This window comes from Tepidicaulis marinus (assembly GCF_000739695.1).
Lineage (GTDB): Bacteria > Pseudomonadota > Alphaproteobacteria > Parvibaculales > Parvibaculaceae > Tepidicaulis > Tepidicaulis marinus.
The window spans coordinates 91590-103641 of record NZ_BBIO01000007.1; the positions used below are offsets into that span (position 1 = coordinate 91590).

At 61.4% G+C, this 12052-nt stretch carries 8 protein-coding genes and 1 pseudogene; all 9 read left to right on the top strand.

Going from position 1 to position 12052, the window contains the following annotated elements; translation table 11 throughout:
* Positions 1–104: 104 nt before the first annotated feature.
* The 9 genes and pseudogenes from ccmE (at position 105) to M2A_RS08365 (ending at position 11914) form a co-directional block, all read left to right on the top strand.
* On the top strand, positions 105–587 hold the full coding sequence (gene ccmE, locus M2A_RS08325) for a cytochrome c maturation protein CcmE (protein WP_045445683.1): 483 nt from the start codon (positions 105–107) through the stop codon (positions 585–587).
* Positions 584–2572 (top strand): heme lyase CcmF/NrfE family subunit, encoded by a 1989-nt coding sequence (locus tag M2A_RS08330; protein ID WP_045445686.1) that lies wholly within the window; start codon positions 584–586, stop codon positions 2570–2572. The genes ccmE and M2A_RS08330 overlap by 4 nt, the downstream gene beginning before the upstream one ends.
* Positions 2566–3072: a cytochrome c-type biogenesis protein gene (locus M2A_RS08335; protein WP_081875493.1), complete on the top strand. Its 507-nt coding sequence runs from the start codon at positions 2566–2568 to the stop codon at positions 3070–3072. The genes M2A_RS08330 and M2A_RS08335 overlap by 7 nt, the downstream gene beginning before the upstream one ends.
* 77 nt (positions 3073–3149) lie before the next feature.
* Positions 3150–4385 (top strand): bifunctional alpha/beta hydrolase/OsmC family protein, encoded by a 1236-nt coding sequence (locus tag M2A_RS08340; RefSeq protein WP_045445689.1) that lies wholly within the window; start codon positions 3150–3152, stop codon positions 4383–4385.
* Positions 4386–4499: 114 nt separating this feature from the next.
* The gene (locus M2A_RS08345; RefSeq protein ID WP_045445881.1) at positions 4500–6008 is read left to right on the top strand and encodes a Do family serine endopeptidase; all 1509 of its coding nucleotides are present in this window, start codon (positions 4500–4502) and stop codon (positions 6006–6008) included.
* Positions 6009–6242: 234 nt separating this feature from the next.
* Positions 6243–6919 (top strand): annotated as a pseudogene (locus M2A_RS08350) (winged helix-turn-helix domain-containing protein).
* Positions 6906–8279: a sensor histidine kinase gene (locus tag M2A_RS08355; protein WP_045445692.1), complete on the top strand. Its 1374-nt coding sequence runs from the start codon at positions 6906–6908 to the stop codon at positions 8277–8279. The pseudogene M2A_RS08350 and the gene M2A_RS08355 overlap by 14 nt, the downstream one beginning before the upstream one ends.
* A gap of 267 nt (positions 8280–8546) precedes the next feature.
* The gene (locus tag M2A_RS08360; protein ID WP_045445695.1) at positions 8547–8831 is read left to right on the top strand and encodes an HU family DNA-binding protein; all 285 of its coding nucleotides are present in this window, start codon (positions 8547–8549) and stop codon (positions 8829–8831) included.
* Between the two features lie 125 nt (positions 8832–8956).
* Positions 8957–11914: a bifunctional [glutamine synthetase] adenylyltransferase/[glutamine synthetase]-adenylyl-L-tyrosine phosphorylase gene (locus M2A_RS08365; protein WP_045445698.1), complete on the top strand. Its 2958-nt coding sequence runs from the start codon at positions 8957–8959 to the stop codon at positions 11912–11914.
* Positions 11915–12052: the final 138 nt, after the last annotated feature.

Sequence of the window (12052 nt, forward strand, 5' to 3'; positions counted from 1 at the left end):
CGCAGTTTTCCGCGCCGTGCCGCGTCGATTTGGCTCTTTGCCATGAAATGGCGCGCGCTTTATATCAGGTAGGCTGAAGGCAGAGCAGGAACGGGACCGGATTTATGACACGCAAACAGCGCCGCGCCAGTTTGATCGGGGCAGGGTTGGTTATTCTCGCGGCGGCGGTGGGCCTGGTGCTGACCGCACTGCAGGACAATATCGTTTTCTTCTATAGCCCGAGCGACATTGCCGAGCGCGGCACGGAGCCGGGCGAGCGCTTGCGCCTCGGCGGGCTGGTGGCGGAAGAAAGCGTGACGCGCGGCGAGGGCACGGATGTGCGCTTCGATGTGACCGATTTCGCCGCAACCGTGACCGTGACCTATAGCGGCACGCTGCCCGATCTTTTCCGCGAAGGCCAGGGCGTCGTTACCGAAGGCGTGCTCGGCGCGGACGGCGTTTTCGTTGCCGACACGGTGCTCGCCAAGCACGATGAAAATTACATGCCCCCGGAAGTCGCCGACGCGCTGAAGCGCAGCGGCAATTGGCAAGGGGAAGGGGCGGAGAAAAGCCATTCGGAAACTTATGGACAGGGAACCTATCCGTGATCGCTGAAACAGGCCATTTCGCCCTCGTTCTTGCCTTCGCGGTGGCGCTTCTGCAAACCGTTCTGCCGCAGATCGGCGCTTACCGGCAGGATGCGCGGCTGATGGCGGTGGGGGTGCCTGCGGCGCAGGCGCAGTTCTTGCTCGTCCTTCTTTCCTTTGCCGCGCTGACGGCGGCGTTCGTCACCTCCGACTTTTCCGTCTATGCGGTGGCGCAGCATTCTCATTCCGCCAAGCCGCTGCTTTATAAGATCACCGGCGTTTGGGGGAACCATGAAGGCTCGATGCTGCTCTGGATCCTCATTCTCTCGGTCTTCGGCGCGGCGGTGGCGACCTTCGGGCGCGATCTGCCCGACAGTTTGCGTGCCCGCGTGCTTTCCGTTCAGGCGCTGATCGGCGTCGCCTTTCTTGCTTTCTTGCTTTTCACCTCGAACCCCTTCACGCGGCTCGATCCTGCGCCCATCGATGGCGGCGGCCTCAACCCGCTTTTGCAGGACCCCGCGCTCGCCTTCCATCCGCCCTTTCTTTACATGGGCTATGTCGGCTTCTCGATGGCGTTTTCTTTTGCCGTTGCCGCGCTTCTCGAAGGCAAGGTCGATCCGGGCTGGGCGCGCTGGGTGCGCCCCTGGACGCTGGCCGCCTGGATGGCGCTGACGCTGGGCATCGCCATGGGCTCCTGGTGGGCCTATTACGAGCTTGGCTGGGGCGGCTGGTGGTTCTGGGATCCGGTGGAAAATGCCTCCCTCATGCCTTGGCTTGTGGGCACAGCGCTTTTGCATTCGGCCATCGTGGTGGAAAAACGCGGCGCGCTGAAAAGCTGGACGATCCTGCTTGCGATCTTCGCTTTTTCACTCAGCCTCATCGGCACCTTCCTGGTGCGCTCGGGCGTGCTCACCTCCGTTCATGCCTTTGCGACGGACCCGGAACGCGGACTCGTCATTCTCTTTATCCTTGCCTTCTTCATCGGCGGGGCGCTGACGCTCTATGCCTGGCGGGCGCCGCAGCTGAAAGGCGGCGGGCTTTTTGCGCCCGTCAGCCGCGAGAGCGCGCTGGTGCTCAACAATCTTTTCCTGGCGGCGGCAACGGTCGCGGTCTTTGTCGGCACGCTTTATCCGCTGGGGCTCGATGCGCTGACGGGTGAGAAGATTTCCGTCGGCCCGCCTTTCTTCAACATGACTTTCGTGCCCATCGTGCTGCCGCTTCTTTTGCTGGTGCCGCTCGGCCCGCTGCTCGCCTGGAAGCGGTCGGATATCTATCCCGTGCTGCAACGGCTTTTCGTAGCGGCGGGGCTTGCCATTCTCACCATCATCGCGGTGGCGGCCTTCTACAGTGAGGGGCCGTGGCTTGCACCTATCGGCCTTGGGCTCGCCGCCTGGCTCGTCTTCGGCGCCTTTTCCGACATTGCTTACCGGGTGAAAGCCTTCAAAGCGCCTGCGCGTGAGAGCCTGCGCCGGATGCGGCATCTGCCCCGTGCGGTCTGGGGCTCGACCCTTGCTCATGCCGGCGTCGGCATCATGGTGGCGGGTATTGTCGGCATTTCGGCCTGGCGCGTTGAAAGCGTGGCCGCCATGACGACCGGTGAGGTGCTGGAAGTGGGCGGTTATGAAATCATGCTGGCGACTGTCGGGGCCTATGAAGGACCGAATTTCCGCGCTGAGAAAGCCGAGTTCATCGCCATGAAAAATGGCCGGGAAATCGCCCGGCTGCGGCCTGAAAAGCGCGTCTATCCGGTGCAGAACATGCCGACCACGGAAGCGGCGATCTATACCGCCTGGGTCTCCGATCTTTACGTCGTGCTGGGCGACCGGCGCGGGGAGAACGAATGGACCGTGCGCGCCTATGTGAACCCGCTCGTCCCCTGGATATGGATCGGCTCGGTGATCATGGTACTGGGCGGGGCGGTTTCGCTTTCCGATAGGCGCTACAGGCTCGGCATTCCCTTTGCCCGGCGCAAAGCACCCGTGGCGGCGGAAGGAACGGCATCTTGACGCGCGGGCCCTTCCATAAAGGCGCGGTGCTGTTGCTCGCGGCGGCACTATGGACGGGCCTTGCCTTCCCGGCTGGGGCGATCGAGCCCGGCGAGAAGCTGGACAATCCGAAGCTGGAGGAACGCGCGCGGGAACTCTCGCGGGAACTGCGCTGCCTTGTTTGCCAGAACCAGTCTATCGATGATTCCGATGCGCCGCTGGCCCGGGATCTGCGCCTTCTGGTGCGCGAACGCCTGAAGGAAGGCGACAGCAACGAGGAAGTGCTGGACTATATCGTGGCGCGCTACGGCGACTTCGTGCTTCTGCGCCCGCCCGTGCGCCCGGAAACCTGGGCGCTTTGGGCCGCGCCTTTCATAGCGCTTTTTATCGGCGGCGTGGTGGTGCTTATGCTCTTCCGGCGCAAAAAGGAAACGGCGGCGGAAGCCGAACCGCTTTCCGACGAAGAAGCCGCCCGCCTCGATGAATTGATGGAAAAGGCAGACGCGAAAATGCGTGAATAGGGAAGCGTTTGCCGTCACACTTCCTCTTTAGATTGGCTGCCGGGCGGAGGGTTTGGCACAAACGATCGGAGAGAAAGATGGCTGTTCGATCCGAAAAGGTCACGTTCAAAGGCGCGCTCGGAGAAGAGCTGGCCGCCCGGCTCGACAGGCCGGAGGGGCCCCCGCGCGCCTATGCGCTGTTTGCGCATTGCTTTACCTGCTCGAAGGATATTTTCGCCGCCTCGCGTATTGCCTCGGCGCTGGCCGAGAGGGGCATCGCCGTGCTGCGGTTCGATTTCACCGGGCTCGGGATGAGCGGCGGCGATTTTTCCAACACGAATTTCTCCTCCAATGTCGCCGATCTCGTCGCGGCGGCGGACTTTCTGCGCGAGACTTATGAAGCGCCCGATATTCTCGTCGGCCATAGCCTGGGCGGGGCGGCAGTGCTGGCGGCGGCGGAGAAAATTCCCGAGGCCGCGGCCATCGCCACGATCGGCGCGCCGGCGGATGCAGCTCATGTCGCGCATAATTTCGGCGAGAAGATTTGCGAGATCAATGAAAACGGTGAAGCGGAAGTCATGCTGGCCGGGCGCAGCTTCACCATCAAACAGCAATTTCTCGACGATATCGAAACCTCGCGGCAGCGCGATCATATCGGCAGGCTGAAAAAAGCGCTGCTCATCTTCCATGCCCCGCTCGACGAGCAGGTGGGGATCGACAATGCCTCGGAAATTTTTCTTGCCGCCAAGCATCCGAAAAGTTTCGTCTCGCTCGACAATGCCGATCATCTTTTAACGCGCAAGGAAGATGCAGTTTATGTCGCCGGTGTGCTGACCGCCTGGGCGCAGCGCTATATCGAGGCCCCTGCGCCCGTGGAAAAACCCAAAGGCCAGGAAGGCAGCGTGAGCGTGGCCGAGACGGGCGCGGGCAAGTTTCAACAAAAGGTGCAGATCGGCCCGCATAGTTTTCTCGCCGACGAGCCGGAAAGCGTGGGGGGCATGAATTCCGGCCCCGCGCCTTATGACTGGGTGCTGGCCGGGCTCGGCGCCTGCACTTCCATGACCTTGCGCATGTATGCGGACGCCAAGAAATGGCCACTTAAGGGGGTTAGCGTGCGCCTTGAACATAACAAGGTGCATGCGGAAGATTGCGAAGACTGCGAGGAAAAGCCGGGCGCCAAGATCGATCTCATGACCCGCGAGATTGCGCTTTTGGGTGATTTGAGCGGTGAGCAGCGCGCCAGGCTGATGGAAATTGCCGACAAATGCCCGGTGCACCGGACGCTGGAATCGAAAGTGCGTGTCGAAACCCGCCTTGCGGATGAGGACAAATAAGGCAATTTCTGGGCGGATCAAATTAAAGAAATTTAATCGCGCGGACAGCGTGCCGTAAGCTCGCACCTCTTATGTTCATACTCAAGGATGTCCTTCATCACAGGGGTAGCGAACATGACGGATCATGTGAAAAACGCAGAAAACATGTCGGCAAAAAGCAAAGCGGTGCGGCCCATTGCGCTCGCCGCCGCTTTGGTGGCAGCCGGCATCATCGGCTATGGCGCGGGCAGCACGAGCCCGGATATCGCCCGTGCGGCCTCCAATCCTTTTGCGGAAAACCGCCAGGAAAGCACGGAGATCGAACCCGTCGCTCCCTCCAATGCGCCGGCAAGCTTTGCCGATGTGGTGGAACGTGTGGGCCCGGCCGTGGTGAGTGTGCGCGTGACGCAAAAGGCGGAAGCGGGCCCTGCGGCGGGTATGGACCTGCCCCCCGGCCATCCGCTGGAACGCTTCTTCAAGGAGTTCGGCGCGCCGAATGGCGGGGGCAACCAGCCTGCGCCCAAGCGTCAGGCCCAAGGGTCCGGTTTTTTCATTTCCTCTGACGGCTATGTGGTAACGAACAACCACGTCGTGGAAGGCGGCGAGGAAATCGTGATCGCGCTGAGCAGCGGCGAGGAACTGAAAGCCAAGATCGTCGGCACCGACCCGAAGACCGACCTCGCGCTTTTGAAAACCGAACCTGAAAAAGCCATGCCCTATGTGGCCTTTGCGCCGGAAGACAATCTGCGCATCGGGGACTGGGTGGTGGCCGTGGGCAATCCCTTCGGCCTTGGCGGCACGGTAACCTCCGGCATCGTTTCGGCGCGCGGGCGCGACATCGGCGCAGGGCCCTATGACGATTTCATTCAGATCGATGCCTCGATCAACCGGGGTAACTCCGGCGGGCCGACTTTCGATCTTTCCGGCAATGTCGTGGGCGTGAACACCGCGATCTTCTCGCCGTCGGGCGGCAGCGTCGGCATCGGCTTTGCGATTCCGGCGGCTGTGGCTCAGGACGTGATTGCCGATCTGAAAGAACATGGCAGCGTGACGCGCGGCTGGCTCGGCGTTTCCATTCAGCCGGTCACGCCCGAAATTGCCGAAAGCCTCGGCCTTGAAGAAGGTGAAGGCGCGCTTGTCGCCGATGTCATGAAAGCCAGCCCGGCGGACAAGGCCGGCCTTGAGACGGGCGACGTGATCCTTGCCATTGACGGCAAGAAGATGAAGGACGCGCGGGATGTGAGCCGGGCGGTGGCCGGTTACGACCCGGGAACGGAAGTGAATTTCGAGCTGCTGCGCGACGGAGATGAGGAAGAGGTCGATGTGGTGCTCGGCGAATTCCCCGAAGAGCCGCGCCAGGTGGCCGCGCTTGAAAGCGGGGCTGCCGGAAAAACCGGCGAGCTCGGCCTGGCGCTGACCTCCGGCCCTGAGGGCGTGGTGGTGCAAGGGGTCGACCCGCAAAGCGAGGCGGCGGCCAAGGGTGTGCGCCCCGGCGATGTGATCGTCAAGGTCAACGGCCGCTCCGTTTCCAATCCCGGCGAGTTTGAAACGCGAATCGAAGAATCGGGCAAAAGCTCGGTGCTGCTTCTCCTGCGCAATGAAAGCGGGCAACACTTTGTCGCCCTTTCGCTAAAAGATGCGTGAGGTGTGATGGCGGGCCGGCGTCTGCCGGGCCCGCCGTCATCGCAGCAATTATGGGCCTGTTATGCGTTTTGGCCCTCAAGGCCGCACCGGTGATCCGTCCCCCTAACCGGTGCGGCCGCCCCTTTTTCACCCCAGCATTGTGAGGCAAGGATGACAGCCCAGCAGCTTTTGACGCATGATGTGTGCGCGCTCGAACCGGAAACGGATAAGAGGCAAGGGGAGGAACGAGGTAAGGTGCGTATCCTTGTAATCGAGGACGATATCGAAGCGGCGACCTATGTGGTCAAAGGCCTGCGGGAGAGCGGCCACATTGTCGATCATGCAAGCGATGGGGAAGAGGGGGTCACGCTGGCGCTCTCCGGCACCTATGACGTGATGGTCGTGGACCGCATGTTGCCGAAGCGCGATGGCCTTTCCGTCGTCGAGGCGCTGCGCGAAAATGCCGATGCAACCCCCGTTCTCTTTCTCAGCGCTTTGGGCGAGGTGGATGACCGGGTCAAAGGCTTGCGGGCGGGGGGGACGATTATCTCACCAAGCCTTTCGCCTTTGCCGAGCTTTTGGCGCGTATAGAGGTGCTGGCGCGCCGGGCGAACCCCGACAGCGTGCAGACCAAGCTTTCCGTCGGCGATCTGGAGCTCGATCTTCTTACCCGCAAAGTGCAGCGCGCGGGTCAGGATATCGACCTGCAGCCGCGCGAGTTCCGTCTGCTCGAATATCTCATGAAACATAGCGGGCAGGTGGTGACGCGCACCATGCTCCTGGAAAATGTCTGGGAATATCATTTCGATCCCCAGACCAACGTGATCGACGTGCATATTTCCCGGCTCAGATCGAAAATCGACAAGAATTTCGAGGAACCGCTTTTGCACACGATCCGCGGCGCGGGGTATTCGCTTCGTGCTGCTGACTAATCTCCTCAAGACATCGACGTTCCGTCTGGCGGTTATCTATCTCGCCTTGTTCGTGACGTCGGTAATCGCGCTTTTGGGGTATATTTACTGGAACACAGCCGGTTTTCTCGCCCGCCAGACGGACCAGGCGGTGGAAGCGGAAATACAGGGTCTTGCCGAGCAATATGCGCAAGGCGGGCTGCCGCTTCTCGTTCACACGGTCATTCAGCGCTCGCGCGATCCGCGCCAGAGTCTTTATCTCGTGCTCGATCCGCGCGGCAATGTGCTGGCGGGCAATCTCGACGCGAAGCCCGCCGCCTTGCAAGGGCCGGACGGTTATGTGGAATTCAATTATCAGCGCCGCACCATGGAAGGGGTGGAGCGCCATGCCGCCCGCGCCCGCTATATCGAGTTGCCGGAAGGGTTTTTTCTTCTCGTCGGGCGCGACGTGGAGGAGCGGCGCAATATCGAAAGCCTGATCACGGCCTCGCTCATCTGGGCCGTGGCGCTGACACTGGGGCTCGGGCTCATTGGCGGGCTGATCATGAGCCGCAACATGCTGGCGCGTCTCGACGACATCAACCGCACGAGCCGGGAGATCATGCGCGGGGATCTTGCCCGGCGCATCCCCGTTTCCGGCACCGGCGATGAGCTCGATCAGCTTGCCGGCAATCTCAACAATATGCTCGAGCAGATCGAGGCCTTGATGATGGGCATGCGCGAGGTGACGGACAATGTCGCCCATGATCTGCGCAGCCCGCTCAATAGGCTGCGCAACCGGCTGGAAGTGACGCTGATGAAGCCGGCAAGTGAGGCCGATTACAAGGAAGTGCTGGAAAAGACGATCAGCGAGGCGGATCATCTGCTCACCACCTTCAACGCGCTCTTGTCCATTGCCCGCGCCGAAGCGCGCAGCTCACGGGAGTCCATGGTGGATGTGGATGTTTCGGCCCTGGTGCTGGACGCGGTGGAGCTTTACGAGCCTGTTGCGGAGGAGGCGAACCTGACCTTGAAAGCGGAAGTGCCGTCGGGCCTGAAGCTTTTCGCCAACCGCGAAATTCTCTCCCAGGCGATCGCAAACCTTATCGACAATGCCATCAAGCACGGACGCAAGGGGGAAGATGGCGGTGAAATTACGGTCACGGCTGCGCTGTCTCAGGGGCGCGTGGTGCTGAGCGTGGCCGATAACGGCCCCGGCATTCCCGAGGCGGACCGGGCGCGCGTGCTGGAGCGGTTCGTGCGTCTGGAGGCAAGCCGCAACACGCCGGGTAGCGGGCTCGGGCTTTCGCTCGCTGCTGCCGCCGCGCGTTTGCACAATGGACAGATCGAACTTTCAGATGCCGGGCCTGGGCTGCGCGTGACACTATCTCTGCCGGTCTGATCTTTCTTTCGAAGATGCGGGCAGGCGAATCATGAAACAGACCGCGCGAATCGGATTTTCAGATCGCAGGAATCCGCGTCAGGACGGGCGATTCCGGCCCCTGCATTTGGGGCTAAACCCGCTTTTATGTGCGTTTATCGCACTGAAAACGCAGAAAATGGCGTCCTGATGCGGGATTTTGTCCGTTTTTCATTGGCGCGAATCTCTTGGCTTGTTATGGCTTTTACATAAGGCGCCAACCGAGGAGGCCATTCTAGGAGAGACAAGATGAGCAAGGCGGAGTTTATCGAAAACGTTGCAGCAGCTGGCGACATGTCCAAAGCGGAAGCCAAGCGCGCTGTGGAACTGGTGTTCGGCGAAATCGAAGCCGGGCTGAAGCGGGCGAAGAAGGACGGCAAGTTCACTGTCGGCACCTTCGGCACCTTCACGATCACCAAGCGTGCCGCCCGTAAGGGCCGCAACCCGCAGACGGGTGAAGAAATCAAGATCAAGGCGAAGAAGTCTCTGCGCTTCAAGCCGTCCGCTCAGTTGAAAGCGGCTGCCGGCTGCTAAGACAGCACGATCTGACGTTTTGGAAGGCCCGCCCTTGGCGGGCCTTTTCTTTTTGCGGCGGATAAGTAGCCTCGGAAGGTCCAGAGGCCCCGGAAACTGCATAGAAGATGCAAGGTGGCGCAAGAATGAATGAAGTTGGCTCCATGCCCTATCTCGGCGCGCTTGTGCCGCCCCGGCCCTTCGATGCGGCGCGGGCGGCAGGCTTTCTTTCCCAGCTTGAAGAAGAGCTTCAGAAGATACCGCAAGGTGCCGCCCTGCGCGTATTGCTCCAAGAGCAAAAGCCGCTGCTTGCCGGTATCCTCGGTAATTCCCCCTATCTGACCCGGCTGATTACCCGCGAGCCGGCGCGCCTTGGCGTGCTCGACGGCGCGCCGGACGCGGCGTTCGAAAAGCTGCTTGCCAGGTTGAAGGACGAAGCGACAGAGGCAAAGAACGAGGCCGCGCTCATGGCGGTGCTGCGCCGCGCCAAGGCCGAAGCTGCGCTCCTTATCGGCGCGGCGGATATTGCCGGTAAATGGACGCTGGAGGAGGTGACGGGCGCACTCACCCGATTTGCCGATATGGCGGTGAGCCAGGCGACCGGCTGGCTCTTGCGCGATGCCCAGAGAAATAAGTTCATTGCGGAGCTCGACGCGGAAGAACCTGCCAAAGGCACGGGTTTTCTCGTTCTTGCCATGGGCAAATACGGGGCGGGCGAGCTCAATTATTCCAGTGATATCGACCTTGTGGTGTTTTTCGAGCCGGGCCGCGTGTCGCTGTGCCAGGGGCGCGAAGAACAGGACCTTTGGGTGCGCATCGCCAAGAGCCTCGTAAAACTCATGCAAGAACGTACGCCGGACGGCTATGTCTTCCGCACGGATTTGCGCTTGCGCCCGGACCCCGGCAGCACACCCCTTGCCGTCTCGCTGCCCGCCGCCGAGCAATATTACGAAAGCCGCGGCCAGAACTGGGAGCGTGCCGCTTTCATCAAGGCGCGCCAGGTCGCCGGTGACAAAGAAATCGGGGAAATGTTCTTGAAAAACATCCGCCCCTATATCTGGCGCAAGAATCTCGACTTTGCCGCCATCGAAGACATCCATTCCATGAAGCGGCAAATCCATGCGGTGCAGGGCCACGGCAAAATTGCCATTGCCGGGCACAACATCAAGCTGGGGCGCGGCGGCATCCGCGAGATCGAGTTCTTCGTCCAGACCCAGCAATTGATCGCAGGCGGGCGCGACGCGGATTTGCGCGGCAAGCGCACGGTGGACATGCTGCGCGCGCTGGCGGAGAAAGAATGGATCACGCCGCAGGCCGCCGAAGAGCTTGTCGAGTCCTATAGGTTTTTGCGCACGCTCGAACACCGTTTGCAAATGGTCGAAGACGAGCAGACCCATTCGCTGCCCAAGGGGGAAGAGGACCTGGAACGTATTGCGGTTTTCTCCGGCTATGAAGATCGCGCCGCGTTCGATGAGGCGCTGCGCGCGCATCTCTCGCGCGTGCAAGGCCATTATGCGGCGCTCTTCGAAAAAGCTCCGCCGCTCGCCGAAGAAGGCGGCAGCCTCGTGTTCACCGGCACGGATGATGACCCGGAAACGGTGCAGACCTTGAGCGATATGGGGTTCAAACGCCCGGCGGAAATGATGGAAATGATCCGCGGCTGGCATACTGGCCGCTTTGCCGCGACCCGCTCGCCCCGCTCGCGCGAGCGCCTGACCGCGCTGATGCCCGCGCTTTTAAAAGCGCTCTCGCAAACCGCCGACCCCGATGTTGCTTTCACCCGCTTTCACAAATTCATCGAAGGCTTGCCGGCAGGCGTGCAGCTTTTCTCTCTCATCTATGCCAATCCGAGTCTTCTTGGGCTGATTGCGGATATTTGCGGCACGGCGCCCCGCCTTGCCAATCATCTAAGCCGCAACCCGGCGGTGCTCGATGTGGTGCTCGATCCGGAATTTTTTCAGGTGCTGCCGCGCGGGGCGGAGCTCGGGGAAGGTCTGCGTCAGGCGCTTTCCACGGCAAATAGCTATGAAGGCGCGCTCGATGTAACGCGCGTCTGGGCCCGCGAGCAGCGTTTCCGTGTCGGCGTTCGGGTGCTATCGGGCAGTGCCGATGCGGAAGAGGCAGGCAGTGCTTACTCGGCAATCGCGAGCGAAGTGATCCGGGCGCTCAAGCCCGTCGCCCTCGGGGAAATAGAGCGGCGCTACGGCAAGGTGCCGGGCGCGGACATGGCAGTCGTTGCCATGGGCAAACTGGGCAGCGGCGAGATGAGCGCGGAATCCGATCTCGATCTCATCGTGATTTACGATGTGGGTGACGGGGAGGCGGTCTCGAACGGACCGAAAGAGCTTGGCGTCACGCAGTACTACGCCAAGGCCTGCCAGCAACTCGTCAACGCGCTGACCGCGCCGACGGCCGAGGGCAAGCTCTATGAAGTGGATATGCGCCTGCGCCCGTCCGGCAATGCTGGGCCCATCGCAACGCGTTATGACAGTTTTGCCCAATATCAGGAGACCGAAGCCTGGACCTGGGAACATATGGCGCTGACCCGGGCGCGGGTGGCGGCGGGCCCGGCGCATTTGAAGGAAAAGATCGAAACGGAGATTTCCCGTGTGCTTTGCAAGCCACGGGACCCGGTAAAATTGGCGGCGGATGTGGCCGATATGCGCGCGCGCATCGCCAAGGAATTTCCCGCTTCCGACCCTTGGGAGCTCAAACATGTGCGCGGGGGGCTCATCGATCTTGAGTTTATCGCCCAGTATCTCCAGCTTCGTTACGCCGCCGAAATGCCGCAGATCCTCTCCACCCATACGCGCGGGGTTTTCGAGGCTGCCGGACGGCTCGGCATCCTGCCCCCCGCCGAGGCCGATTTGCTCTTGCATGCCATCGATCTGGTGTTGAACCTTACCCAGGTCGTGCGCATTTGCGTGACAGGCACGCTCAACCGCGAGGAAACCAATACCGGTTTGAAGAACCTGCTTGCAAGAGTGGGGGACGCGCCCGACTTTGAGGCCTTGGAGGCCGATTTGAGGGAAAGCCAGAAAGCGGTGCTGAGCTTGTTTGAAAGCTTGATTGGGGGGCTTTCCAAGACCGACAGCTCTGGCTAGGGAATTGCAACTGCCAGCCAGAACGGATCCGGCCCTTTGCGCCGGAAGCGGGCACCTGACCCTTTAGGTCAGGGTTGAACTGGCCTTTTGTGGTTAACCCCCCAAAAGGCAGCATGCGGGCCGCTTCTGTGCCGAAAA

Coding starts and splice junctions, on each gene's coding strand:
- ccmE (WP_045445683.1), top strand. CDS start 105: ATGACACGCAAACAGCGCCGCGCCAGTTTGATCGGGGCAGGGTTGGTT.
- M2A_RS08340 (WP_045445689.1), top strand. CDS start 3,150: ATGGCTGTTCGATCCGAAAAGGTCACGTTCAAAGGCGCGCTCGGAGAA.
- M2A_RS08345 (WP_045445881.1), top strand. CDS start 4,500: ATGACGGATCATGTGAAAAACGCAGAAAACATGTCGGCAAAAAGCAAA.
- M2A_RS08360 (WP_045445695.1), top strand. CDS start 8,547: ATGAGCAAGGCGGAGTTTATCGAAAACGTTGCAGCAGCTGGCGACATG.
- M2A_RS08365 (WP_045445698.1), top strand. CDS start 8,957: ATGAATGAAGTTGGCTCCATGCCCTATCTCGGCGCGCTTGTGCCGCCC.